The following is a 25423-nucleotide window of genomic DNA, read 5'->3' on the forward strand; positions in this document are numbered from 1 at the left end:
ATATGGTATATGATTCTCCGTAAAAAGTACATGAATGCAGAAAAAAGGAATAATAGCGCCCTATTATTCCGGTACATCTGCTTTTTTTTCTTTTAACGTCCTATGTGCTTCTTCCACTATGCGGCTGATTTCCTCTTCAGGCAAGCCTGCGCCTTCTTGACCTTCACCCGGCCACTGCAAGTGAAGGAGAAATTCAATATTTCCGTCTCCTCCCGTAATTGGAGAAAATGACAGGCCTTTGCAGAGATAGCCCTCGCTAGCCGAAAAACTGACCATACACCGCAGGACATCTTCATGCACCTTCGGATCTCTGACAATGCCTTTTTTGCCGACGGATTCCCGGCCTGCTTCAAACTGAGGCTTGACAAGCGCAATACAATCGCTGCCTGGTACAAGCAATGTTTTTAAAACAGGCAGGATCAGCCGAAGTGAAATAAAGGATACATCAATCGTAGCAAACTCCGGCATGCCCTTTGTGAAGTCTGCCGGAGTCGCATAACGAAAATTCGTGCGTTCCATCACAACGACGCGTTCGTCCTGTCTTAGCTTCCATGCAAGCTGGTTGTAGCCCACATCCACCGCGTACGACTGTTTTGCGCCGTTTTGCAGAGCACAGTCCGTAAAGCCGCCGGTGGAGGAACCGATATCAATCATAATTTTCTCCTGAACAGAGACAGGAAATTCTTTCAATGCTTTTTCAAGCTTTAAGCCGCCTCTGCTCACATATTTCAGCGGGTTTCCTTTGATGGTCAACGGAAGCTCGCGGTCAATTTTTTCACCAGGCTTGTCCAAGCGGTTTTCATTCGAATACACGATTCCTGCCATAATGGCCCGTTTCGCTTTTTCCCGCGTTTCCGCAAGCCCTCTTTCCACTAGTAATACATCTAATCGTTCTTTCTTAGCCGTCATGATCCAATTCCTTTATGTGTCTTGGGCGGTGCCAGCAATCGAATTCGGTCTGCCACCTGCTGTTTCGTTAATCCGATTTCTTCAAGAAGCGCCGTTACGCTTCCATGTTCTATAAATCGATCCGGTATGCCCATTCTGTCGATCGGCGTATGGTACATCCCCTGGTCATGAGCGAATTCTAAAACCGCGCTTCCAAATCCGCCTTCTAAGACCGCTTCTTCAATCGTTAGAATCGGCAATCCTTCATTTAGTATGTCCTTCATCATCTTTTCATCAATCGGCTTAATGAATCGCGCGTTGACGACGCGTACGGAAAGGCCTTCTTTTTGCAGCTCTTCAGCAGCTTCAAGCGCCATTTCAATTGTTGTTCCAAATGTTAAGATGACCGCGTCGTTACCCGGACGCAGCACCTCCCACGTGCCGATTGGAATCGTTTTAAGCTGTTCATCCATTTTGACGCCGAGGCCGTTTCCGCGCGGAAAACGCATGGCGATCGGACCGCCGTCATAGCTCAGCGCTGTATGAACCATATGCTGCCCTTCATTTTCATCCTTTGGCATCATTAAGACCACATTTGGAATGTGGCGCATAAACGCGATATCAAATACGCCTTGATGCGTCTCTCCGTCTGCACCGACTAATCCGGCGCGGTCGATTCCGATAAACACATTGGCGTTTTGACGGCAGATGTCATGAACAACCTGGTCATATGCACGCTGCAGGAAGGTTGAATAGATAGCCAGAAACGGCTTCATGCCTTGTAATGCCATAGCGGCTGCCATTGTAGCCGCATGCTGCTCTGCAATGCCGACGTCGAACATTCGGTCAGGAAATTCCTGCGCAAAGCCTTCAAGCTTCGAACCCACAGGCATTGCCGGTGTTATCGCCACGATTCGCCCGTCCTCACGTGCCATTCGCTGTACTGTGCCGCTGACAAGGCTGCTCCATGCAGGCGCTGCGGCTTTTGGTTTTACAAAGTCACCTGTATTAATTTTATATGGGCCGGTTCCATGCCACGTACCGGTCGTATCGGTTTCAGCAGGTTTGTACCCTTTTCCTTTTTTGGTGATCACATGCAGCAGGACAGGGCCTTTGGTTTTTTTAGCGTATTGAAGATTCTCAATCAGCTCATGATAAGAATGTCCGTCCACAGGGCCTAAATAAGTAAATCCGAGTTCCTCGAAAAACATGCCTGAGACAAGCATATACTTCAGGCTATCTTTGACACGTTCTGCCGTGGCGGCAAGCTTGCCCCCAACAGCCGGAATCTTCTTAAACAGGTATTCAAGCTCATCTTTCACCCATTGGTATTTCCCGGCTGTTCGCAGACGTCCGAGCATAGAATGAATTGCACCGACGTTCGGAGCGATACTCATTTCATTATCGTTGAGGATAACAATCATGTCTTTTTTCTCATCACCGATATGGTTCAGCGCTTCAAGCGCCATTCCGCCGGTCAGCGCACCGTCACCGATAATCGGAATGATAAACTCATCCGTTCCTTTAATATCGCGAGCGGCCGCCATTCCCATCGCACCTGACAAGGAAGTTGAGCTATGCCCGGTTTCCCATACGTCATGTTCGCTTTCGCTCCGCTTCGGGAATCCGCAAAGCCCTTTATATTGTCGAAGGGTCTCAAATTCTCTTCCCCGGCCCGTCAGCAGCTTATGGACGTAAGACTGATGACCTACATCCCACAAAAACTTGTCTTTCGGGCTGTTAAATTCCTTATGCAATGCAACGGTAAGCTCAACAACACCCAAATTAGGGCCAATGTGTCCGCCAGAAGCCGATAAAGTCGTAATCAGAAACTGACGGATTTCATCACTTAATTTCTCTAATTCATCAATGGACATGTTTTTTAAAAACGACGGGTCCTGTATTGATAAAAGATCCAAAGCGGATCAACTCACTTTCAGCATGAATTTCTGCATTGATATATGTCTTAAATGCCGAGCTGAACTCAGATCATTTCTCAGGCATAAAAAAAGACAAACGCGCTCTTCCTTTTGTTTTTTCATCGAAACTGCTTACATTTTACCATATGTCGTGCAGCCGCTTCAAATAAGGATCGTTTTAGTGGTCTCTTGCCGCAATTAAATCACAAAGCTCATACAAAAGGTCTTTTTGAAGGGAGAGACCGCCAATCAAGCGCTTTGCTTCTTCTATGTGACCGTCCAATTTCTTTTTGGCCCCTTCCAGTGACAGAAGTGACGGATACGTTGATTTTTCGTTCGTTGTATCCGAGCCGACACGTTTGCCGATTTTCTCTTCACTGCCTTCTACATCTAAAATGTCGTCTCTGATTTGAAAACCGATTCCAATGTGGCTGCTGAAGGCGCGCAATGTTTCAATTTCTTCCTCAGGTGCATCCGCCAAAATAGCGCCGGCGATGACGCCAAAACCGAGCAGTTTGGCTGTTTTCCGTTCATGAATGGATTCAAGTTCTTCAAGCGTGACCTGACGATTTTCTGCTTCCATATCGGCGATCTGCCCCCCGACCATGCCCTCGGTTCCCGCCGCTGAAATCAGTTCATTCACAAGACGAAGTCGCTTCTCAGCAGATACCTCGTCTGACACATGGGACGTAATCAGCTTAAAGCTTTCCGTAAGCAGCCCGTCTCCCGCTAAAACAGCCGTGGCTTCACCAAATACTTTATGGTTTGTCGGTTTTCCGCGGCGCAGATCATCATCGTCCATGCAAGGCAGATCATCATGAATTAAGGAATACGTGTGAATCATTTCAACAGCGCACCCGACTGGGATACCGTCTTTTTCACTTTTTCCGTATGCATTCAAAACCGCCAGCACGATGAGAGGCCGCAGCCGCTTTCCTCCGGCCTCAAGGGAATACAGCATAGATTTCTTTAATGAATCCGGGATATTAAGGTTTTCTGTATATACAAAGAGCTGTTCTTCAACCGCTTTTTTACGCTCCGCCAGAAAACTAGCTAATTTATTTGTCACCTTCGTCTTCCTCCTGAACACTAAAAGGTGCCAGTTCGCCGTCTTCTTTTAAAATGAAGTCCATTTGCTTCTCTACTTTTTGAAGCTTTTCATGGCACATTTTTGAAAGGGCCATTCCTTCTTGAAAGTAGTTAATTGCTTGCTCCAGAGGCACATCGCCTTCTTCAAGCTTTGATACAATGCTTTCTAAGCCTTTCATCGCTTCTTCAAACGTCATGTTTTCATTTTTTTTCATGTCTGTCATTATTCTTCCCCTCTCTTATTTAATACTTCACAGGTCAGCACGCCATCCTTCAGCTTTACCTCCAGCTGGTCTTTCTCTTCTACCTGACTGACGCTTTTTATGAGTTCATCTTCCTTATAAGCCAAGCTGTATCCTCTTTCCATAATTTGAAGGGGACTTAACGCATTCAGCTTGCCCAGAACGGTTTGAAACTGAGAATGCAGCTGCTTCATTTGGATATTCATATTTTTTTTAAGCTGATTCGTTTGATCCTCATACCGTTTTCTGGCCTGCTTCAGCTGTTCATGGGGATGCAGCGCCTCTAATCTGTAAGTTTCGCGCTCAAGCTGTCTGCTTTTCCGGTCCAAAAGAGCGGTAAGCTGAGCTTGAAACTGCTGGTAAGCAAGGTCAAACTGCTGCTCTTTTTGCTCAAACAGCCGCTTAGGAAAGCGAAATGCATATGAGGATTGAAGTGTTTGAACCCGTTCTTTTTTTTGGTTGAGATGCTGCTGCATCGCTCTTGACATCCTGACTTCCGCCGTTTTCGTCCGTTCCATTAAATCAGTGGTATGCGGCACTGCAATCTCAGCTGCCCCTGTAGGTGTCGCCGCTCTGATATCCGCAACAAAATCACTGATGGTAAAATCCGTCTCATGGCCGACAGCTGATATGATCGGTATGTTGGAAGCAAAGATCGCACGCGCTACGATTTCTTCGTTAAACGCCCACAGTTCTTCAATTGATCCGCCGCCTCTTCCGACAATTAATACGTCGCACATCTGTTTTTCATTCGCCTCTTCAATGCGCCTAACGATGGATCTGCTCGCATGTTCGCCCTGAACGAGCGCTGGAAGTACAATGACTTTTACAAGGGGATATCTTCTTTTTAGAGTTGTAATGACATCTCTGACAGCAGCACCTGTGGGTGATGTCACAACCCCGATTGTGGCTGGAAATGCGGGGATTTGTTTTTTGTAGCGTTCGTCAAATAAACCTTCTCCGGCTAGCTTCTTTTTTAATTCTTCATACGCTAAATAAAGCGCTCCGACCCCGTCAGGCTGCATTTCTTTTGCATATAATTGATAGTTTCCGCTCGGTTCGTATACGGAAATTCCGCCTCTCACCAGCACTTTCATCCCATTTTCCGGTTTAAAAGGAAGACGCTCGCTCTGTCTGGCGAACATGACCGACTGCATCCGGGCGTTTTCATCTTTTAATGTGAAATAAATATGGCCTCTCGTGTGTATTTTTACATTCGATAATTCGCCTTTAATCCAAATATTTTCAAGGTGAGGATCTACATCGAATTTTCGTTTTATATACTTTGTCAGCGCTGAGACAGTAACATACGCTGTTTCACCCATGTCTCAAACTCCTCTCGTAAGCATTCCTGCACCATAACTAAAGAAAACCCGCCCTGGCTTAAGGAGCCTGAAGAAGCGGGTATCGTGCTCATTATCCAGAGGCAGTGCTTTGTTCCATCTCTGAATATCTCCAAAGATCTATAATAACGTACGTTTCGCAGATTTAACAGTATTATGCGCAAGCATCGTGATGGTCATAGGACCGACTCCGCCTGGAACAGGTGTAATAAAGGATGCTTTTTCCTTCGCTCCTTCAAACTCTACGTCTCCGCAAAGCTTTCCGCTTTCCAAACGGTTAACGCCGACGTCAATTACGATGGCGCCTTCTTTTATCTGGTCAGCAGTGATAAAGTTGGCTTTACCGACCGCCACCACCAGGATGTCCGCTTTTTTCGTATGTTCAGATATATCTTTTGTTCTTGAATGACAGTATGTCACTGTCGCGTTTTCATTTAATAAAAGCTGGCCGACAGGTTTACCGACAATATTGCTTCGGCCGACTACAACAACCTCTTTACCGGAAAGGTCAATATTGGTTTTCTTCAAAAGCTCAACAATTCCGTGCGGCGTGCAAGGAAGAAATGTATCTTCACCTAATAGCATTTTCCCTACATTTAACGGATGAAAACCGTCTACATCCTTATCAGGAGAAATACGTTCAATCACCGCTTTTTCAGAAATATGGTCTGGAAGCGGAAGCTGAACGAGAATTCCGTGAAACTCAGGGTCTTCATTGTATTTGTCAATAATCGAAAGCAGTTCAGCTTCTGTGAGGCTGCTGTCGAATTGATCAAGCTTAAAATTCATGCCCATTGTTTCTGCCGCTTTTTTCTTTCCCCGCACGTAAGAATGAGAAGCTGGGTCATCTCCAATCAGAATAACCGCCAGGCCGGGAGTGACGCCTTGCTTTTTAAGCTCTTCTACCTCTTTTGCCAATTGTTCGCGTTTTTCTTTTGCCGTTTCTTTTCCGTCGATGATTGTTGCAGTCATTTTCTTTCCTCCTATGATTGTTCAATATCAGATTTAATGTTAGAAAGAACCCCGTTTACAAATTTTGTCGCTTTGTCATCACCAAACCGTTTCGCCAGCTCAATCGCTTCGTTCATGGAGACATTTACCGGAATGTCTTCGGCATATGCCATTTCGTATGCTGCCAGACGCAAAATCGCACGGTCAACATTGGCAATCCGATCAAGCTTCCAATTCACCAGATGTTTCGAAATCATTTCATCCAGCTGAATCTGGTGTTCCAATACCCCGTGTACAAGCTGTTCAAAGAAAGGATCTGTCTTTTCTTCATCTAATGCGTGTTCAATGGCTTCATTCACTGCAATATCGCTGACATCAATTTGAAATAGTGCCTGCAAAGCTTTTTCTCTTGCTGTTCTTCTTTTCATTTTCTTTCTCCTTTGATCCTCTTTATCTGCTTGTCGTTAAGCCATAAAGAGATCATAACATATTTTTTTCGTATCCGCATATTGAAATCAAGGTTTTTTGACCCTATTACCGAATATTTTTACAAACCTTTATATGATCATTCGGATTTCACGATCATGAAGAAACTCGGCTGACTTGAGCCGGCTTTCTTCATGCTTTGAAATAAAGGGTAACGTGTAAAAAAACCAAAGGGCCGCCCTCCCCTTGGTTTCCTATTAAGCCATTTTACATTTCTTCGTCGATTTCGACTTCCTGGGCTTTTGTGTCAAATTGAATGCCGACGATGTGAATATTGATCTCGTTAATTGAAAGAGACGTCATATTTAATAAGGTTTGACGAATGTTTTCCTGAACGGCCGCTGCGACTTTCGGAATAGAAACGCCGAATGCGACAACACAGTAGACATCAATCGTAATTCCGTCATCCGCCAAGTCGACTTTTACACCTTTGCCATGGTTTACTTTGCCGAAGCGCTCGACGACGCCTGTCGCAAAGTTTCCGCGCATTTCAGCAACGCCGTCAACTTCAGAAGCCGCAATACCGGCAATCACCTCAATGACTTCCGGCGCGATCTCAACCTTACCTAAATGCGTGTCTTCATGATCCATCTTAAGCAAGCTGTTGTCTTTCATTCAATTCACCTCCGTAAAAATTATGAGCCCATTACATCATATGTTTCTAAAAATTTCGTATTAAACTCTCCGCTAACAAATGTTTCGTGTTCAAGCAGTTTGATGTGGAACGGGATTGTTGTTTCTATGCCTTCGATGACGAATTCGCTTAGCGCGCGCTTCATGCGGGCAACCGCTTCATCTCTCGTTTTTCCGTATGTGATTACTTTCGCAATCATGCTGTCGTAGTACGGAGGGATGGTATAGCCCGGATACGCGGCTGAATCTACACGGACACCTAAACCGCCCGGCGGCAGATACATTTTAATTTCACCAGGTGACGGCATGAAGTTTTTGCTTGGGTTTTCCGCATTAATTCGGCATTCGATGGCCCAGCCTTCAAATACAACATCTTCTTGCTTGAGGCTGAGTTCCATTCCTGATGCGACTCTGATTTGTTCCTTAATCAGGTCTGTTCCTGTCACCATTTCTGTAACTGGGTGCTCTACTTGAATTCTTGTGTTCATTTCCATGAAGTAGTAGCGCTGTTCTCTGTAGTCATAAATAAATTCAACTGTTCCCGCGCCTGTGTAGCCAACTGCTTTTGCAGCCTTAACCGCCGCTTCACCCATCTGCTCTCTGATTTCTGAATCAAGCGCAGGAGATGGTGATTCTTCCAAAAGCTTTTGAAGGCGTCTTTGAATCGAGCAGTCACGTTCGCCCAAATGAATGGTATTTCCATAATTATCGGCAAGCACTTGGATCTCAACATGACGAAAATCCTCTATGTATTTTTCGATGTAAACACCAGGATTTCCAAATGCAGTTGCAGCTTCCTGCTGAGTAATCTTAATGCCGTTAATCAGTTCCTCTTCGGTGCGCGCAACCCTGATTCCTTTTCCGCCTCCGCCTGCGGTGGCTTTTATAATTACAGGATACCCAATTTCATTAGCTAGCGAAACCGCTTCTTCTACATTTTCTATAATTCCTTGTGAACCTGGAACAATCGGCACGCCCGCCTGTTTCATCGTCTCTCGCGCAACGTCTTTAGTTCCCATTTTTGAAATGGCCTCAGCGCTAGGTCCAACAAACGTGACATTCACTTCTTCACATAATTCCGCGAAGTCGGCGTTTTCCGCTAGAAATCCGTAACCCGGGTGAATAGCGTCTGTACCGGTCAGCTTGGCGACACTTACGATATTTGTAACGTTTAGATAGCTGTCTTTTGATGCTTTCGGTCCGATACAAAAAGCCTCATCAGCCATTTGTACATGCAGGGCATCTTTATCAGCTTCTGAATAAACGGCGACAGTCTCAATACCGAGCTCTTTACAGGCTCTGATGATTCTGACAGCAATTTCTCCTCTGTTGGCGATCAATAGCTTTTTTATCATGTTAAGTCTCCTTACTCTGCTTTTACAAGAAATAGAGGTTGTCCATACTCAACCAGCTGGCCGTTTTCAACTAACACTTCAACGATTTCGCCTTTTACTTCCGCTTCGATTTCGTTAAATAGCTTCATTGCTTCTACAATGCAGACAACAGTGTTTTCATTTACTTTAGAGCCTGCTGTTACATAAGGACCGGCTTCCGGTGATGAAGAAGCATAAAATGTTCCCACCATCGGTGATTTGATTTGGTGCAGGTTTTCATCTTGTTTCGGCGCCTCTTGTGCAGGTGCCGGCGCTGCTTGCTGCGCTTGCGGTGCTGCTGCTTGTACAGGTGCTGCCGGCGCTTGGTGCATCACTTGAACAGTGCCCGCTTCGTGTTTTTTCAGTTTTAGGGAAACACCTTCATTTTCATATACGAATTCATCAATTGAAGATTCGTCAATTGTTTTAATCAGTTCGTGGATTTCTTTAATATTTAACATTCAATCGCACTCCTATGTATGAAATTTCTTTTTTATAGGTTACTACTAAAAGTACATACTATGTTTATCTTACAGGAGCGGACTTTTGAATTCAACTCTAATATGACTGGCATGCAAAAAGCCCGCGTTTCGGCGGGCGGTTGTTCATTAACTATTTGGAAGGCTCAAATGTGACCGCAACGTCTTTCATCGTTTTAATTTCTTTGGCAACAAGGTCTATGATGGCTGTAGCTTTAGATTTAGAGTGTTTGTCAGATTTGACCGTGATGTTGATTTTGTCTCCTTCCGCATTTACGAGGGCATCTTCATAGCCTTGTGTTTTAATTAGTGTTTCAAGCTGTTTTTCTGTTCCTTCCGCTTCACTGAGGGCTGTCATTTTATCATATGCTTCGCTCTTTTCCTTTGCTGTTGCATCGTCGCTGGATACGATCGCATTCAGTTCTTCCCGTTCTTTGCTTCTGGCATCTTCCAAATCAAGGCGGTATGTTGTGAAAAGATCATCGTCGGCGGTTTCGGTCACAACCGTTCCTTTTTCACTCGCTTCAGCGGAAGTTTCTTTGTCTGAAGAAGAATCTTTCGTACCCTTAGTTCCGTCTTCTTTTTCTGTTTCAGTACCGTTTTTCTCCTTTACGTCTTCCTTGGCAGGTGTTTTTTCAGTTGCTACTTCACCGCTGTCTGACGGGCTTTTTTCACTTTGCATCTGCACCGCGTTTTTACTTTCAGGCGACATGATATAATAAACACTTAACACCACAACAAGACTGAGCATTGTTAACAGCCAAACAGTTTGTTTTTTGAGCATTTATGAATCCTCCTTTATTTTTTTAGGGGCAACCGCAACCCGGTGGCTTGGAACATCCAGGACCCGTGTCACCGCTTCAATAATGGTTTGTTTTATTTGAACGTTGTCCACTCCTTGAGCAACAACGAGTACACCGCGTATATCCGGTTTTTTCGTTTGAACGACAACAGGTGTTTCTTTATCCCCATTCCTGATCATAACGATTTCTTCCTCTGATGTTTGATCCGTCACGCTTCTAGTTCCGCCTTCTTTGTCTGTTTCTTCAGTTGTTGTATTTTTGCTTGATTTGTTTTTTTCATACACCTTCAGTGACGTTGCGTCCACATTAACCACAACCGAGACATCCTCCACGCCGATAATGGTTTCAAGAATTTCCTTCAGCTGATTTTCATATTCTTTTTCATAATCGCCAATAGAGTTTTTAGGATCATCAGATTTTGAGGCCTTAAACACTTCAGCTGTTTTCTCTTTGCTGTCCGCCGAATCAGCTGATGCCGGTGCTGTTATGGTCTGGGCGTTTTCCGTTTTCTCCGGTGAAGAAAAGAGCTGGCTGACAAGCATAAAGGAGACGCCGAGAACAAAAACGAACAGAAAGTAATGATATTTGGTCAGCTTCGGTTTTTCGCCGTCCTTCGATTGCCCCGGAAGAAACTGCTTTTTCAATACGTTCCATAATCCGTTTTTATTCATTGCCGATCCTCTCCCCGCCTTCCATATGAACCGTAATTTTCTCACTGCCGATTTCCCAGATGTCTGCAAGCTTTCCCTGAATCTGTTTAGCTTCTTTTTGTTCCGCTGTATCTTTTGTGACGTATGCATGATCCGTATTAATGTCGACCGGCGCGACCGTTTGGACCGTTTTTTCAGAAGACGGGGCCATATACACGCTAATTGTTTTGATATCCTCTTCTGAATCTACTTTTTCTCCTGCCGTGATCTTGATTTGGTCTACTTTATATTCGTCATGACTGAACATCTCCTCCGCTTTCTTTTTTAGTTGGACAGCCATTTCTTCTAAAATATATGCGCGCTGGGAAGCTTGTATTTCTATTTTTTTTGAATTGATCTGATTTTTTATTTCGGCAGATTCCGATTGCCCGTTTTTTGTGAGGTATTCAAAGATGACTTCGGGGTCTGTTTTGAAAAGCTTAAAAATTGGAGTAAGCATGACGACGATCAGCAGCAGGCTGATGACCATTTTTGCGTACTTTTGCATGCTGGAGCTCGGCAGCAGCATATCAATGACGATTGCAAATAGGATAAATAAGACGATGCTGGTAAGCCATTCAGTTAGAAAACTCATCCGTCAGCCTCCTTTACTTCATCATCATCGTGAGGTTTCCGGCTGTAATAATGACGGTAAGGCTTAAAAAAAACATGAGAGACACAATGGCGAGAGCCGCAAAAATATAAATGACGCTTTTGCTGATGACATCGAGACAGGTAATGACCGGACCGCCGCCGAGCGGCTGAAGAATCGCGGCTGCCAGCTTGTAAATAAAAGCGAGAGAAAGCACTTTGATTGCCGGGAAAGCCGCAATACAAATCAAAATGGCGACACCTAGAATTCCTACCGTATTTTTCAGCAATAAGGAAGCGCTGATCACTGTATCCGTTGCGTCAGTAAACATTCTTCCAAGAACAGGGATGAAGTTGCCGGTAATAAACTTAGCCGTCCTGAGCGTAATGCCGTCTGTCACTGCCGCCGAGGCCCCCTGCACAGAAATGACGCCGAGAAACACAGTGAGAAAGACTGCCAGCGCTCCGATGGCGATATTCCTGAGAAGGTTGGCCAACTGAGTTACTTTGTACTGTTCTGTCATTGTACTGACAATGCTCAGAATCGCTGATAAGAAAATCAGCGGCATGACGATGTTTTGAATCAGCAGACCGCTCGTATTCATAAGAAAGAGTATAACAGGATGAAAGAAGGCCGCAGATACAGCTCCTCCAGAGGAAGCCAAAAGCGCCAGCAGGAGAGGAATGAGAGCCAAAATAAAACTGGTCATCGTCTGAATCGCCTCTGTCGCATAATTGATCGCTACATGAAAGCTGTTCAGCGCGAGGATAATCAGCACCATATAGACAATTGCGTAGGCAACCTTGCTGACTGTGCTTTGCTGAAATGCATTTTGCAGCAGTTGAAGAATGACGCAGAAAATCGTCAGCAAAATCAACGTGCCTAGAAGCTTTCCATTGGCAAGCACTTCATGAAACAAATAAGAAAAGAGAGCCTTCAGCCATTCTTGCGGTGAAAAGGATTTATCGCCGTTTATAAACTCAAGCAAACTTCCTTTTTGACTTTCCGGCAGCAGGCCGCCGTACTCCGTCATTATGTCATTCCAAAATTCACCGATCTTGTCTGTTTCAAGCGACTCTGCCGTTTTTTCAGCCAATTGCTTCGGCGTTTCGGTATGTTCTTCTGTTTGGACCGAATCGTCTGCAGCTTGTACAGTTTCTGCGCAGCCTAATACGAGCAGCACCGCAAGAACCAACGCCCATTGAAAACGCTTCAATCTGCCGCCTCCTTTCGGTTATGACATGGAAGGTATAAGTCCGAGAATCGTTTCAATAATCACGGTTAAAATAGGAACAGCCATAACGAGAATCAGAATTTTTCCCGCCAATTCTATTTTCGAGGCAATGGCTCCTTGACCGGCATCCTTGGTGAGCTGCGCCCCGAATTCAGCAATATAGGCGATTCCGATAATCTTTAAAATCGTTTCAACATATACCATGTTGACATTGGCGTTGACGGCTATTTTTTCAATCATTCTGATAATGTCGTAGATTTGATCTACCAGATAAAGAAAAATAACACATCCGGCAAATACGATAATTAAAAAGGCAAATGTCGGCTTTTGTTCTTTCACGATCAAAGAAAGGAAGGTGGCGATCAGCCCTAAACCTACAATTTGAACAATGTCAATCTGCAAGCCCCCCTATCCTTGAAATAAAAACACAGCTTTTATCTTTTTAAAGAGGTCATCCACAATGGTGGCGACCATAAATAAAATATAGATAAAACCTAACAGCGTCACCCACTGGGCGTACTCTTTTTTTCCCATCTGATCCAAAATCGTGTGTAAAAACGCGACCACGATTCCCACTCCGGCGATTTGAAAAATGACATTCACGTCTACTCCCATTTTATTTTTGCTCCCCTCACGTTTACATCAATAGAAGAATGAGTAACAAGCCCGCTAAAAACCCTAAACTTTTTATCATCTTTTCATTTTTCGCTTGTGCCTGCTCAGCATCCGCTTCCGATGCCTCTAAGTGTGTAAGTGCCAGCTTGATATGTTTTTGCTGTGAGATTCGATCGTGAATCCCAAGCGTCTCGCCGAATTGTTTCAGCACTTCATATTCAGCTTTTTTCAGTGACATGTTGTCCCACACTTTCTTTAAGCTTTGCTCCCATGCCGTTTTAGCGGAATCACTGCCTTTTTCCAGCTGTTCGCTAAAACTGAGAAATAGAGCCGAAACAGGCTGCGCAAGCTGTTTTGCGATCTGCTGCGAAGCAGTATGAAGCGGTGTATGGCCGTACATGATTTCTGCCTCAAGGGATTGGAGCGCCGCACGCAGCTGACGGATTTGCCTCGGCCGTTCTGTATAAATTTTCGCCGTCTCGAAACCTGTCCATGTTGTCGCAGCTACTATGAATACAGCGCCTAACAGCTTCAGCATGTCTTCACGTCCCTCGTTCCCGAAAGCACGTTTCCGTCTTTGTCATAAATACGGCTTATCGTGCCCGGCCCCTTCGTTCTGGATAATTCCAAATAGCGGTCAAAGGCTTTTTCTTCCCACAGACGCTTTAATGAAGGCCGCTTCATTAGATCAGAAATACTCCAGCCATGCGCGGATACGATGACCGAGACACCGGCATGCAGCGCCTCGAGAAGTGCGTCTGTATCCTCCGCTCTTCCGATTTCATCGACAATTATCACCTCGGGACTCATGGACCGGATCATCATCATCAGCCCCTCTGCCTTCGGACAGGCATCTAACACGTCAATTCTCTGTCCGAATTGATGCTGCGGAATGCCGCGCAGGCACCCGGCAATTTCTGAGCGTTCATCGACGATGCCAGTCTTTACGGGCGCAATGCGGTTCTTGCCGCTGCTCGCAAGTCTGGCAAGATCCCGAAGCAGGGTTGTTTTACCGGTTTGCGGCGGACCGATAATCAATGTATTCAACCAGCCGTTTTGATGCAGATAAGTAAGCAGCGGCTCTGCAATTCCGAGCTTTTGCCGGGCAATTCGTATATTAAAAGACGCAATGTCACGGAGACCCTTCACTCCTCCGTTTTCTGTAATGACTCTGCCTGCAAGTCCGACTCTGTGACCGCCCCTAATGGTAACATACCCTTTCTTCAGCTCTTCTTCGAGCGTATACATACTATAATTGCTCAGCCGGCTGAGGATCAGATGGGCATCCTCGGCCGTTCCCGCATAGGACAAAAAAAGAGGTTGTCCTTTTCGTATCAGTTCAACAGGGCGGTTAACCCGAATTCTGATTTCTTCGATTTCCAGCCATTGATGTTCCGGTATTTCAGAAAGGGCGTTTTTCATGGATTCAGGGAGAACGTCAGCAATTTCATTCAACAGAGTCTCCTCCTTTCTACCGATCGGCTTCTTTAAAATGTATGATGTGAGGCAGACTTTATGACAAGCCTCTCTTTATTTATGGACACCCGCTAAAATCAATACGACACCCGTAAAAATCAAGATCAGCTTTGCATATGACAGCTGCCCGGCAATTTGGTAGATTCCCACAGTCATGGTAATGATAAAAATCAGCGGACCGACAATAGCAAGAATGCTGTTGACCACAACTGCTTTGCGGACATCATTTGTCACAAGCATCACAATCGCGGCCGTCAGCTCAATCATGGAGGATAAAACTCGCAATCCGGCCATCGTCAAAACAGTAGAATTGATATTTCCAAGAAAAAATTTCATAGCACTCTCCCAACCTCCCATTTTTTTATATGATATGCTCTAGCTTGCGGAAGTAGTCTTGCCATTTTCGTATAAAAGAAAGATTCTGTTTTTGCGTACAAAAAAAGCCTGCTCCCAATTGGGAACAGGCCTCTTTTTTCTCCTTACGCTCTTGAAACGTAAGAACCATCTGATGTGTTGACTACAAGTGTGTCGCCTTCATTGACAAAGAACGGCACGTTTACAACAAGACCAGTTTCGGTTTTCGCAGGTTTTGTACCGCCTGATGCCGTATCACCTTTAATACCAGGTTCAGTCTCTACCACTTTCAGCTCAACCGTGTTCGGTAGTTCGATACCGAGTGTTTCATCTTGGTACATCATGATGTGTACAGACATATTTTCAAGCAGATATTTTAATTCTTCTTCAATTTGAGTTTCACTCAATTCAAGCTGTTCATAAGAACTTGTATCCATGAATACGTGCTGGTCTCCGTTCGCATATAAGTATTGCATTGTTTTTGTTTCGATTTGCGCTTTTGCCACTTTTTCACCAGCACGGAATGTTTTTTCCTGAATCGCGCCGGTACGCAGGTTGCGAAGTTTAGAACGGACAAATGCCGCGCCTTTACCCGGTTTTACGTGCTGGAAGTCAACAACGCGCCAAATGCCGCCATCCACTTCAATTGTTAATCCTGTACGGAAATCGTTTACTGAAATCATGTTTAATGTCCTCCTATATTCCAATCACAAAATAATGAGTTCTTTTGGGGAATGGGTAATTGTCCGGTTGCCGTTTTCTGTAATCACGATGTCATCTTCAATTCGGACACCGCCTGTTTCTGGTATGTAAATGCCCGGCTCTACTGTAACCACCATGCCCGGTTCAAGGATAGCTGAAGATCTGACGGACAGCCCCGGCGACTCATGAACTTCCATGCCGAGCCCATGCCCGGTTGAATGGCCGAAGTACTCACCGTAGCCTTTTGCAGCGATATGATCCCTTGTCAGGGCGTCAGCCTCTTTGCCAGTCATGCCCGGCTTAATATGTTCGACGCCACGTGCCTGAGCATCAAATACGACCTGATAAATTTCTTTCAATTGATCACTTGGCTGGCCTACAGCGACCGTACGGGTAATGTCAGAACAATATCCTTTATAGTAAGCGCCAAAATCCAGCGTAACAAGATCCCCGCTTTCAATCAGTTTGTCACTCGCCACCCCATGGGGAAGGCTTGACCGAAGGCCTGAGGCGACAATCATATCAAAAGAAGAGCTGTCCGCTCCTTGGCTTCTCATATAAAATTCCAATTCATTGGCAACAGCTATTTCAGAAATGCCGGGTTTCATAAACGTCAAGATATGGCTGAAAGCATCATCTGCAATCTTCGCAGCTTCCTCTAATATCTTAATCTCTTCATTAGACTTAATCAAGCGCAACTTTTCAACGGATTCAGCCAAAGGCACTAATTCAGCCTCACTGATAACCGCGTTATATGACGCGTATGTACCGTAGGTCATACTGTTTTGTTCAAAACCGAGGCGTTTGATGCCGAATTTTTCAATTGTGTCGGCAGTTGTTTGAATCAGGCTGCCGCCGTGCTCGATGATTTCAAAGCCCTTTACCTGAACCTTCGCCTGCTCCGTATAACGGAAATCCGTAATAAACGCAGCCCTGTCCCCGGATATGACAGCTAAGCCCGCTGACCCTGTAAAACCGGTCATATAGCGTAAATTGATGCTGCTTGTAATCAGCATTCCGTCTATCCCCAGCTGTTCGAACAAGTTTCTTAATTTCTCAAGTTTCATCTTTATTCTCCCCCTTGCTGGCTTAATAAATAGCGAACAGCAAGCTTGTAGCCTTCAGATCCAAGGCCGACAATCTGCCCTTTCGCAACAGGAGCGATCACTGACTGATGCCTGAATTCTTCTCTGGCGTATAAGTTTGATAAATGCACCTCTACCACAGGAAGACTGATGCTTGAAACAGCATCCCTGATTGCATAGCTGTAATGGCTCAGCGCGCCCGGGTTCAAAACAATTCCGTCATATTGTTCCTCAGCCTCGTGTATGGCGTCTATCAAATCGCCTTCATGATTAGACTGGAAGAAAGTAAGCTGAATATGTAAGGCTTCAGCAAATTGAAAAAGATCTGTTTCAATATCTGTCAGGGTGTGACGCCCAAATACATCCGGCTCACGCTTCCCCAGCCGATTGACATTCGGGCCGTTCAAAATCAAAAAATGAGGCACACGGCTCTCTCCTTTTCGCTAGGGTTTCTCATGTAAAAAATGTTCACTTCTCGTGAACATTTTATCATAACAGAAAAGGATAATACACTATTCTCTCTGTGTTCCCAGCGCACGTGCCAGCTTTTCCGAGTTCAGCTCATTGTATTCAAATGAAATGGAATAGCCGACAAACAGCCCGTAAAGCAGATAGATGCAAATCGTTGTAATAATCGTATCTGATTTCAATTCAGTTACGGCACGCACATCCTGGAAAATCGGGTTAAACACAAAAAACACGAGCAGCCAAAGCAGCAAGCCGTATAAAATACCAGGCCACATCGTTTTCAGGTGTTTCAAGAGAAGATAATAAAGAAACGCCCCGCCAATCGAAATGATGCCAATCACAATGATGCTGATAATCGTTCCTAAACCATGTTTTTTCCACTCTCCGAGCACGAAAGGCTGCAATATCATATTGGGGCTGATTTCGGAAAAATGAAATAAGTAGGCGATATAACCGACGAAACTCCATAATACGCCCCCGCAAAAACCCGTCGCCGCTACCCTGCCGCCCATTGGCACAGGCGGCCCCTGATCCTCTATTGATTGTTCGTTTTGATCTGTATTTTTTTCACTTGTCATTACGGCACCTCCTTATTAAAGTGTGCCCAAAAAATGAAATGTCAATAAAAAAGCTCACACATTTTGACAGAAGCGAGTAAAATTTGAAAATAACGGGTATACTGCATGTAGAAAAAGCTAGGCGCTGGTAAATTTTGAGCCTGTCAATCTAGAGGTTTAGCGCTGTTTCCTGTACAATAGAGTGAAAGGAAATGGTTAGCAATCCTAAAGAAATAGGCAGGTTGATGAATATGTCAAAACATAAAATCCCGCCCGCTTACGGCGGGCAGGCGGTTGTGGAAGGCGTTATGTTTGGCGGAAAACACCATTACGTTACGGCCATCAGAAGAACAGACGGAAGCATTGATTTCTTCAAGCTTCCCCGGAAACACAATCCGAAGCTGAACATGGTAAAAAAAATACCATTTATAAGAGGGATCGCAGCTATTATTGAAGCGAGCGCTAACGGCACAAAGCATTTGAATTTTTCGAGTGAACGCTACGGACTTGATCCGTCTGAGGACGAAACGCTTAAGGAAGAAAAAAAATCCTCGGGACTGTCAATGTATCTCAGCCTCGCAGTGATCGGCGTCTTATCCTTTTTGTTCAGTAAATTCGTATTTACATTGGTTCCTGTTTTCTTAGCTGAACTGACAAGACCGGTTTTTCCATCGGATACAGCGCAAATCGCAGTTGAAAGTCTGTTCAAATTGATTTTGCTGCTCGGTTATATTTATTTTTTATCCATGACACCGCTGATTAAAAGAGTGTTTCAATATCATGGAGCCGAACATAAGGTCATAAACTGTTATGAACAGAATTTGCCAATTACTGTAGAGAACGTTCAAAATCAATCACGGCTTCATTACCGCTGCGGGTCCAGCTTTATTTTATTTACCATTATTGTCGGTATGTTTGTATACATGCTTGTTCCGACAGATCCGCTTTGGTTGCGTGTTATAGATCGTGTCGCGCTCATACCGGTTGTCCTTGGGATTTCCTTTGAAGTTCTGCAGCTGACAAATAAAGTGCGTGATATTCCCGGTTTGAAATGTCTCGGATACCCGGGCCTCTGGCTTCAGCTGTTAACGACTAAAGAACCTAAGGATGACCAAGTTGAAGTTGCAATCGAAAGCTTTAACGAGCTTCTCAGACTCGAAGAAAGATCTGAACAAAAAAAGCAGCCTTCTCACAACGTCATCTAATATCCGTTGCCCTGCTATTACTTTCGGAGGTGGACAGTTATGAATCATCGTGTACAACCTATTATTGCTGTATTAATTGCGCTGGGAGCGTTCGGTTTTCTCTATGTGCTGGTAACCAATCCCGGAGAAATGGCCAAAATGGCGATAACCGTCATCCTGGCAGGTATCATTATTTATTTTATTGTGAAATATGTAATGAATCGAAATACTGGCAGTGAAGGAGCGGCTTTTAAAAAAGCGGCCAAACAATCGCGGCGCCGGCTGAAAGAACAAAAAGCAAAGCACCGCGCCGGGCATAAGGGACGGGTGAGCCACCTGCGAAGCGTTCCAAGCGCCAGCAAGCCTAAGCCGATGATTCTCAAGAAAAAAAGCCAGACGCAGCTGACTGTCATAGAAGGGAAAAAAAATAAAAAGAAAAACAGAGCGCTTTTTTAATAGGTCCACTGCTTTAAAAACTGCTCTGTCCGACTTTTACCTAGCTCAATCAGGGCTAGTTTTTTTTGTTGTGTTAAATGAAATTCGGTCGCCATCACGTTGTCAACGGGAAGAAAAATGATATTTTGCTCATAGCGTGACGCGATATGCCTTGCGTCATGCGCATCCTTCATCGTTTCAAACAGAGCGCCAAACAGTTCAAAAGCGTTTCGGATATTTTTTTTCGGCCGTTCCCTTTCATTCGGCGCTAGCGTCACCCCGATGACAGGTCGTTTTCTTTCTTTGGAAAACAGCCATATGGGAAAATTGCTTAAAACGCCCCCATCCACAACTGTGGCGATTCCTGTATCTGTTTTTAATTTTATTGGTTCAAAAAAATAGGGAATGCTGCAGCTCATTCTTACCGCTCTGGCAACCGGAAACATATCCGGATTTAACCCGTAGCGGACCAAGTCGTCGGGCAGCACGATCATTGTGCCGTTAGTCAGATCCGAAGCGATGAGACGCAAAGAGCCTTTTTTCAAATCGCCAAAAACCCGCACGCCTTTCACTCTTAAAAGGTCAGCAATCCACTTTTCTAACATGTCTCCTTTAAACAAGCCCAGACGCCAATAAATGGACACCCATTGAAGCATTTTTAAGGGGAGAAATGAGTATCGCTGGTCCAGCAGGCTCTCTCCGTCCGCTTCTTCAATCAAAGTGTGAATTTCCTTACTTGAATAACCTGATGCAATAAAAGCGGCAATAACGGCGCCGGCGCTTGTGCCGGCAAGCCGTGCAAAGCGGAATCCTTTTTCTTCAAGCGCTTCATACGCGCCGGCAAGCGCCACGCCTTTTACCCCTCCGCCAGAAAACACACCGTCAATATACATCCCATACCCTCCCCCTCCATCCGATGGTTTACTATCATTTTAAGAAAAAACACGAAGAAATAGACCAATGAATGAAGCAGGGCGCATTTCATCAAAAAAAGGCGGCCTCCTTTGAGACCCGCCTTTTTACTGATTATGATGTTCTGTTTTCTTTTGAATTGATTTTAGCTCTTTTTTACGCGCATCGTCTTCTTCAAAATATTGAACAAGATCACCGATGCGATCAATGCTGTTCCAGCTTAAATGATGCTCAATTCCTTCAACATCGTTATATATTTTCTCTTCATCAACACCAATGATTCTTAAAAACTGCTCAAGCAATTCATGTCTGTATACTAGCCGTTTGCCTATTTTCTTTCCTTTAGACGTTAGCACGAGACCGCGATATTTTTCATAAATTAAATATTCGTCTTTATCTAGTTTTTGAACCATTTTTGTTACAGAGGAGGGATGGACTGCCAATGCTTCCGCGATATCAGAAACCCTTGCATATCCTTTTTCTTCAATCAGCATATAAATCTGTTCAATGTAATCTTCCATACTTGGTGTCGTCATCGAAACCCTCCCAAAAAGCACCTTAACTTTATAAATCATTACAAGTTTACACTAATGAACTTGAAAAAACAAGGATGCTCTGCAGGCCCAAAAGCCCTTTTTACCGCTTATAATTCCATTCATCAGAAGCATATTTTGTTTCTGCCAAGTTCTGAACAAAATCAAGTTCTTCCTGAGATAGTTCGTATGGCTCCAAGTGAATATTCAATCCTTTTTCAAATCCGGATTTAAAAGCCTTGCGTGCATCGTCCATCGTCACCGGGTGATCGGTGAGTTCATTAATCGCAACCGCTTTATTTTTAAAATTGCGCTGCATCCGCTCTCTGACTCTTTCACTCGGATACAAAAATAGATCGAACAGCTTATCCTCATCCAAATCAAGCAGAATGGATCCGTGCTGAAGGATGACGCCTTTTTGTCTCGTTTGCGCGCTTCCCGCCACCTTACGTCCCTCGACAACGAGCTCATACCAGGACGGCGCATCAAAACAAACGGATGACCGCGGGTTCTTTAAGCTTTCTTTTTCTTTTTCGGTTCTCGGAATGGCAAAATAAGCGTCCAGACCAAGATTTCTAAAGCCTTGAAGTATGCCTTCTGAAATAACCCGATATGCCTCGGTTACAGTCGCCGGCATTTCCGGATGATCCTCAGAAACGATTACACTGTATGTCAATTCCTGATCGTGGAGCACCCCTCTTCCTCCGGTCGGGCGTCTGACAAATCCTAGATTATACTTATGTACTGCTTCAAAATTGATTTCCTTTTTAATATTTTGAAAATATCCCACAGAAAGTGTCGCCGGATTCCAGCCGTAAAAACGGATGACCGGAGGAATTTTCTTCTCACTGTGCCAATATAAAAGCGCTTCATCAAGCGCCATATTGAAAGCCGGGCTTGCATTTCCTGAGTCTATAAACCGCCAAGTTTCTTTTTCCATTTTGAGACCTTCCTTACCGTTTTAATAGAATCAGTTTAACAAACTGCCGGGAAAATGAAAATATTTTAATTCCATTATGGATGACAATCGCGCCGTGCTTTACTATAATAGTATTTGTCGAAAACGTCTCTATGCCTTGTTTAAAGAAGCAGGGTTTTGATTTTATACGTTAAAGGAGTAGAATTACATTGTCTAATATGATCGTTTTAATTATTTTTGCTGCGTTTATCGTCTATATGATTGCTTCATATGTCTATCAGCAGCGAATTATGAAAACACTTACGGAAGAAGAATTCCGCGCAGGTTACCGCAAAGCGCAGCTTATCGACGTTCGTGAACCGAATGAATTTGATGGCGGACATATTTTAGGCGCCCGTAACATCCCGCTTTCTCAGCTGAAACAGAGAAAAAATGAAATCCGTCCGGACAAGCCTGTCTATCTGTACTGCCAGAACAGTGTCCGCAGCGGACGCGCGGCACAAACCCTGCGCAAAAACGGCTGCACTGAGATTTATAATCTTAAGGGCGGCTTTAAAAAATGGGGCGGAAAAATTAAAGCCAAAAATTAAAAAACAGCTGTCTGATATCAGACAGCTGTTTTTTAATTTACAAGTTCACTGCTTACGTTTTTCTCATATTTGAGTACAGGCTGCCTGGCTGCTTTCGTTTCATCCATTCTTTTGACGATTGTTGTATGCGGTGCCTCCTGTACGAGCTCCGGAGTTTCCTCTGCTTCTTTCGCAATTTGGATCATAGCATCAATAAACGCATCCAGCGTTTCCTTGGATTCTGTCTCTGTCGGCTCAATCATGATGCATTCCTCAACATTAAGCGGGAAATAAATCGTAGGCGGATGATACCCAAAATCGAGCAGCCGTTTTGCAATATCCAGCGTGCGCACCCCAAGCTTTTTCTGGCGTTTCCCTGACAAAACAAATTCGTGCTTACAATGGCGGTCAAACGGCAGATCGTAATAAGGGGCAAGCTTTCTCATCATATAGTTGGCGTTCAGCACCGCGTTTTCAGTAACGGCCTTTAACCCGTCTGGGCCCATAGAACGGATATACGTATACGCTCTGACATTGATGCCGAAGTTGCCGTAGTAAGGCTTAACACGGCCGATCGCATGAGGGCGGTCATAATCAAAAGTAAACCGGCCATCTTTTTTGATTAAAACGGGTTTTGGCAGATAAGGAATCAGATCTTCTTTTACGCCAACCGGACCTGAACCCGGACCGCCTCCGCCGTGAGGCCCTGTGAAGGTTTTATGCAAATTAAGATGCACCACATCAAATCCCATATCACCGGGTCTCGCTTTACTTAACACGGCATTTAAATTAGCACCGTCATAATACAGCTTTCCTCCGGCTTGGTGAACGATTTCCGCCATCTCAGTGATCTGCTCCTCAAATAATCCGAGTGTATTCGGATTCGTCAGCATAAGAGCTGCGGTTTCTTCATTCACCGCTCTTTTTAAATCCTCTAAATCAACAAGTCCGTTTTCATTCGATTTCACCGTAACCGTTTCAAAACCGGCAACTGTTGCAGAAGCAGGATTTGTCCCATGAGCTGAATCGGGAACAATGACCTTTGTCCGTTTCATATCTCCGCGCGCCTCATGATAAGCGCGGATCATCATCAGTCCCGTCCATTCGCCATGCGCACCCGCCGCGGGCTGAAGCGTGACCTCATCCATTCCCGTAATTTCTTCGAGGTGCTTGCTTAAGTCATATAAAAGCTCCAAAGCGCCTTGCACTGTGTCTTCGTCCTGAAGAGGATGAATCGCGGCAAAACCGGGAATCCGCGCGATTTTCTCATTCAATTTCGGATTGTATTTCATTGTACAGGAACCGAGCGGATAAAAGCCCGAATCAACCCCGTGGTTCCGTCTGGACAACGCTGTGTAATGCCGCATAATATCCAGCTCAGAAACCTCCGGCAGCTCTGCGTCCTCATCACGGATATAGCTGTCTGACAAGAGGTCCTCCACTTCCATTTCCGGTACGTCAAGCTCCTGCAGACTGTAGCCGACACGGCCTTCTCTTGAAAGCTCAAAAATAAGTGCCTGATCCTGATTATTCATGGCGATCCCCCAATTCCTGAATGAGTGCGTCAATTTCTTCTTTTGTTCTCAGCTCTGTTACGGCAATAAGCATATGGCGGTCAAGCTCCGGATACGTCAGACCCAAATCGTAGCCGCCGATGATCCCATTTGTCAGCAATCTTTGGTTTACCGATTTCACAGGTTCATCAAGTTTGATGACGAATTCGTTAAACATCGGCCCATCAAACATTACGGTGAGCCCCGCTTTTTTCGCTTCTTGCTTAGCATAATTGGCTTTGAAGAGATTTTGGCGGGCGATTTCTTTTACGCCGTTTTTCCCGAGAGCCGTCATGGCGACGGAAGCGGCCAGTGCGTTTAATGCCTGGTTCGAGCAGATGTTTGAGGTCGCCTTATCCCTGCGAATATGCTGCTCTCTGGCTTGCAAGGTAAGCACAAAACCTCTTTTTCCGTTTTCATCCTCCGTTTGTCCGACGAGGCGGCCCGGCACCTTTCTCATTAATTTTTTCGTGACGGCAAAAAATCCACAATGGGGTCCGCCGTATGCTGAAGGAATCCCAAATGGCTGTGCGTCGCCAACCACAATATCAGCCTGAAAAGCGCCCGGCGGGGTCAGAAGTCCCAATGCAAGCGGATTGGCTGAGACAATAAACATGGATTTCCCCTGATGAGCGATCGGCTCAATATCCTTCAACGGCTCAACCCGCCCAAAAAAGTTTGGGTACTGCACAATGACTGCTGCCGTATCGTCACAAACAGTTTCGCGTAAAGCATCAAGATTAGTCACTCCATTGGCAGCAGGGACTTCAACAACTTCAATATATTGTCCTTTTGCATAGGTTTTCAGCACTTCTCTCGATTCAGGGTGCACGGTTGTGGACACCACGATTTTTTTCTTTTTCGTATGGCCGGAGGCAAGCATCGCAGCTTCCGCCAAGGCTGTTCCGCCATCATACATAGAAGAGTTGCTGATATCCATGCCTGTTAATTCACAAATCATCGTTTGAAACTCGAAAATTGCCTGAAGCTCCCCTTGAGAAATTTCCGGCTGATATGGCGTATATGCTGTATAAAACTCAGACCTTGAAATGACATGATCCACAATAATTGGCTGATAATGATCATATACACCGGCGCCTAAGAAAGATGCGTATTGAACGGTATCACGGTTTTTAGACGCCAGCTTTGTCAGTTCTTTTGTTAATTCCGTTTCTGATTTTGCCTTTTTGATTTGATACTCTTTTTTAAATCTGACGTTCTCCGGTATATCAGCGAATAAATCATCGATCGTGTTTGCGCCGATGGCATCAAGCATTTCCTGTTTATCCTTTTCTGTCGCGGGCAAATAGCGGTGCTTCATGTGTTGACCCCTCTCCAAA

The 25423-nt window shown here is 44.8% G+C and carries 31 protein-coding genes; 3 read left to right on the forward strand and 28 right to left on the reverse strand.

The genetic code is table 11. The features are described from left to right. Nucleotides 1-63: 63 nt before the first annotated feature. The 23 genes from NST56_RS13485 to NST56_RS13595 form a co-directional block, all read right to left on the reverse strand. Nucleotides 64-909 carry a TlyA family RNA methyltransferase gene (locus NST56_RS13485; protein WP_339177108.1) on the reverse strand — a complete coding sequence of 282 codons (846 nt, stop codon included), beginning with the start codon at nt 907-909 and terminating at the stop codon, nt 64-66. Beyond that, entirely contained in the window at nt 906-2807 is a 1902-nt protein-coding gene (dxs, locus tag NST56_RS13490) for a 1-deoxy-D-xylulose-5-phosphate synthase (protein ID WP_010334885.1), read from the reverse strand. Before dxs ends, NST56_RS13485 begins: the two co-directional genes overlap by 4 nt. Nucleotides 2808-2985: 178 nt before the next feature. Beyond that, a complete protein-coding gene (locus NST56_RS13495) occupies nt 2986-3876 on the reverse strand; it encodes a polyprenyl synthetase family protein (protein ID WP_010334886.1) in 891 nt (296 codons plus the stop codon). Further along, entirely contained in the window at nt 3866-4120 is a 255-nt protein-coding gene (locus tag NST56_RS13500) for an exodeoxyribonuclease VII small subunit (protein WP_010334887.1), read from the reverse strand. The genes NST56_RS13495 and NST56_RS13500 overlap by 11 nt, the downstream gene beginning before the upstream one ends. Next, entirely contained in the window at nt 4120-5463 is a 1344-nt protein-coding gene (gene xseA, locus NST56_RS13505) for an exodeoxyribonuclease VII large subunit (RefSeq protein WP_286058327.1), read from the reverse strand. The genes NST56_RS13500 and xseA overlap by 1 nt, the downstream gene beginning before the upstream one ends. Nucleotides 5464-5601: 138 nt before the next feature. Beyond that, nucleotides 5602-6453, reverse strand: a complete 852-nt coding sequence (gene folD, locus NST56_RS13510) for a bifunctional methylenetetrahydrofolate dehydrogenase/methenyltetrahydrofolate cyclohydrolase FolD (protein WP_010334889.1) — start codon at nt 6451-6453, stop codon at nt 5602-5604. Between the two features lie 11 nt (nt 6454-6464). Continuing rightward, on the reverse strand, nt 6465-6860 hold the full coding sequence (nusB, locus tag NST56_RS13515; protein WP_010334890.1) for a transcription antitermination factor NusB: 396 nt from the start codon (nt 6858-6860) through the stop codon (nt 6465-6467). 265 nt (nt 6861-7125) lie between these two features. Continuing rightward, on the reverse strand, nt 7126-7533 hold the full coding sequence (yqhY, locus tag NST56_RS13520; protein WP_010334891.1) for a fatty acid biosynthesis protein YqhY: 408 nt from the start codon (nt 7531-7533) through the stop codon (nt 7126-7128). 20 nt (nt 7534-7553) lie between these two features. After that, nucleotides 7554-8906, reverse strand: a complete 1353-nt coding sequence (gene accC / locus NST56_RS13525; RefSeq protein ID WP_010334892.1) for an acetyl-CoA carboxylase biotin carboxylase subunit — start codon at nt 8904-8906, stop codon at nt 7554-7556. A gap of 11 nt (nt 8907-8917) precedes the next feature. Continuing rightward, nucleotides 8918-9385, reverse strand: coding sequence for an acetyl-CoA carboxylase biotin carboxyl carrier protein (gene accB, locus NST56_RS13530; RefSeq protein ID WP_339177116.1), 468 nt, complete (start codon nt 9383-9385; stop codon nt 8918-8920). A gap of 151 nt (nt 9386-9536) precedes the next feature. After that, on the reverse strand, nt 9537-10187 hold the full coding sequence (gene spoIIIAH / locus NST56_RS13535) for a stage III sporulation ratchet engulfment protein SpoIIIAH (RefSeq protein WP_268449561.1): 651 nt from the start codon (nt 10185-10187) through the stop codon (nt 9537-9539). Then, nucleotides 10188-10877 (reverse strand): stage III sporulation protein AG, encoded by a 690-nt coding sequence (gene spoIIIAG / locus NST56_RS13540; protein WP_010334895.1) that lies wholly within the window; start codon nt 10875-10877, stop codon nt 10188-10190. Further along, entirely contained in the window at nt 10870-11490 is a 621-nt protein-coding gene (gene spoIIIAF / locus NST56_RS13545; protein ID WP_010334896.1) for a stage III sporulation protein AF, read from the reverse strand. Before spoIIIAF ends, spoIIIAG begins: the two co-directional genes overlap by 8 nt. Nucleotides 11491-11503: 13 nt before the next feature. Continuing rightward, nucleotides 11504-12703 (reverse strand): stage III sporulation protein AE, encoded by a 1200-nt coding sequence (gene spoIIIAE / locus NST56_RS13550; RefSeq protein WP_010334897.1) that lies wholly within the window; start codon nt 12701-12703, stop codon nt 11504-11506. A gap of 18 nt (nt 12704-12721) precedes the next feature. Continuing rightward, nucleotides 12722-13123 carry a stage III sporulation protein AD gene (gene spoIIIAD / locus NST56_RS13555; protein WP_010334898.1) on the reverse strand — a complete coding sequence of 134 codons (402 nt, stop codon included), beginning with the start codon at nt 13121-13123 and terminating at the stop codon, nt 12722-12724. Between the two features lie 6 nt (nt 13124-13129). Then, a complete protein-coding gene (gene spoIIIAC / locus NST56_RS13560; protein WP_003153142.1) occupies nt 13130-13336 on the reverse strand; it encodes a stage III sporulation protein AC in 207 nt (68 codons plus the stop codon). A 22-nt stretch (nt 13337-13358) separates the two neighbouring features. Further along, nucleotides 13359-13874, reverse strand: a complete 516-nt coding sequence (gene spoIIIAB / locus NST56_RS13565) for a stage III sporulation protein SpoIIIAB (RefSeq protein ID WP_010334899.1) — start codon at nt 13872-13874, stop codon at nt 13359-13361. Then, nucleotides 13868-14791 carry a stage III sporulation protein AA gene (spoIIIAA, locus tag NST56_RS13570; protein WP_010334900.1) on the reverse strand — a complete coding sequence of 308 codons (924 nt, stop codon included), beginning with the start codon at nt 14789-14791 and terminating at the stop codon, nt 13868-13870. The genes spoIIIAB and spoIIIAA overlap by 7 nt, the downstream gene beginning before the upstream one ends. Nucleotides 14792-14866: 75 nt before the next feature. Then, complete coding sequence (locus tag NST56_RS13575) at nt 14867-15148, reverse strand: YqhV family protein (RefSeq protein WP_010334901.1); 282 nt, start codon at nt 15146-15148, stop codon at nt 14867-14869. A 143-nt stretch (nt 15149-15291) separates the two neighbouring features. Further along, a complete protein-coding gene (gene efp / locus NST56_RS13580; RefSeq protein ID WP_024122022.1) occupies nt 15292-15849 on the reverse strand; it encodes an elongation factor P in 558 nt (185 codons plus the stop codon). A gap of 24 nt (nt 15850-15873) precedes the next feature. Then, a complete protein-coding gene (papA, locus tag NST56_RS13585; protein ID WP_339177121.1) occupies nt 15874-16935 on the reverse strand; it encodes an aminopeptidase PapA in 1062 nt (353 codons plus the stop codon). Nucleotides 16936-16937: 2 nt separating this feature from the next. Continuing rightward, nucleotides 16938-17378 (reverse strand): type II 3-dehydroquinate dehydratase, encoded by a 441-nt coding sequence (gene aroQ, locus NST56_RS13590; RefSeq protein ID WP_010334903.1) that lies wholly within the window; start codon nt 17376-17378, stop codon nt 16938-16940. Nucleotides 17379-17465: 87 nt separating this feature from the next. Next, nucleotides 17466-17999 (reverse strand): YqhR family membrane protein, encoded by a 534-nt coding sequence (locus NST56_RS13595; RefSeq protein ID WP_339177124.1) that lies wholly within the window; start codon nt 17997-17999, stop codon nt 17466-17468. A 230-nt stretch (nt 18000-18229) separates the two neighbouring features. On the opposite strand from NST56_RS13595, the gene NST56_RS13600 reads away from it, so the two are divergent. Both NST56_RS13600 and NST56_RS13605 read left to right on the forward strand, forming a co-directional pair. Next, nucleotides 18230-19183, forward strand: coding sequence for a DUF1385 domain-containing protein (locus tag NST56_RS13600; RefSeq protein ID WP_339177126.1), 954 nt, complete (start codon nt 18230-18232; stop codon nt 19181-19183). 39 nt (nt 19184-19222) lie between these two features. Continuing rightward, nucleotides 19223-19618 (forward strand): SA1362 family protein, encoded by a 396-nt coding sequence (locus tag NST56_RS13605; protein ID WP_010334906.1) that lies wholly within the window; start codon nt 19223-19225, stop codon nt 19616-19618. On the opposite strand, the gene NST56_RS13610 is transcribed toward NST56_RS13605, so the two are convergent. From NST56_RS13610 to lipM, 3 genes are all read right to left on the reverse strand, one after another. Next, nucleotides 19615-20490 (reverse strand): patatin-like phospholipase family protein, encoded by an 876-nt coding sequence (locus NST56_RS13610; RefSeq protein WP_326191110.1) that lies wholly within the window; start codon nt 20488-20490, stop codon nt 19615-19617. The genes NST56_RS13605 and NST56_RS13610 overlap by 4 nt on opposite strands. 126 nt (nt 20491-20616) lie before the next feature. Further along, entirely contained in the window at nt 20617-21045 is a 429-nt protein-coding gene (gene mntR, locus NST56_RS13615) for a transcriptional regulator MntR (RefSeq protein ID WP_010334908.1), read from the reverse strand. Between the two features lie 100 nt (nt 21046-21145). After that, nucleotides 21146-21982 carry an octanoyltransferase LipM gene (gene lipM / locus NST56_RS13620; protein ID WP_168748221.1) on the reverse strand — a complete coding sequence of 279 codons (837 nt, stop codon included), beginning with the start codon at nt 21980-21982 and terminating at the stop codon, nt 21146-21148. A gap of 188 nt (nt 21983-22170) precedes the next feature. On the opposite strand from lipM, the gene NST56_RS13625 reads away from it, so the two are divergent. Further along, nucleotides 22171-22551 carry a rhodanese-like domain-containing protein gene (locus tag NST56_RS13625; RefSeq protein ID WP_010334910.1) on the forward strand — a complete coding sequence of 127 codons (381 nt, stop codon included), beginning with the start codon at nt 22171-22173 and terminating at the stop codon, nt 22549-22551. Nucleotides 22552-22583: 32 nt separating this feature from the next. On the opposite strand, the gene gcvPB is transcribed toward NST56_RS13625, so the two are convergent. Both gcvPB and gcvPA read right to left on the reverse strand, forming a co-directional pair. After that, the gene (gene gcvPB / locus NST56_RS13630; protein WP_339177135.1) at nt 22584-24065 is read right to left on the reverse strand and encodes an aminomethyl-transferring glycine dehydrogenase subunit GcvPB; all 1482 of its coding nucleotides are present in this window, start codon (nt 24063-24065) and stop codon (nt 22584-22586) included. Next, nucleotides 24058-25404 carry an aminomethyl-transferring glycine dehydrogenase subunit GcvPA gene (gene gcvPA, locus NST56_RS13635; RefSeq protein ID WP_268504995.1) on the reverse strand — a complete coding sequence of 449 codons (1347 nt, stop codon included), beginning with the start codon at nt 25402-25404 and terminating at the stop codon, nt 24058-24060. The genes gcvPB and gcvPA overlap by 8 nt, the downstream gene beginning before the upstream one ends. Nucleotides 25405-25423 lie beyond the last annotated feature (19 nt).

Source organism: Bacillus sp. FSL R5-0560, assembly GCF_037966305.1.
In the GTDB taxonomy this organism is placed as follows: Bacteria; Bacillota; Bacilli; order Bacillales; family Bacillaceae; genus Bacillus; species Bacillus mojavensis.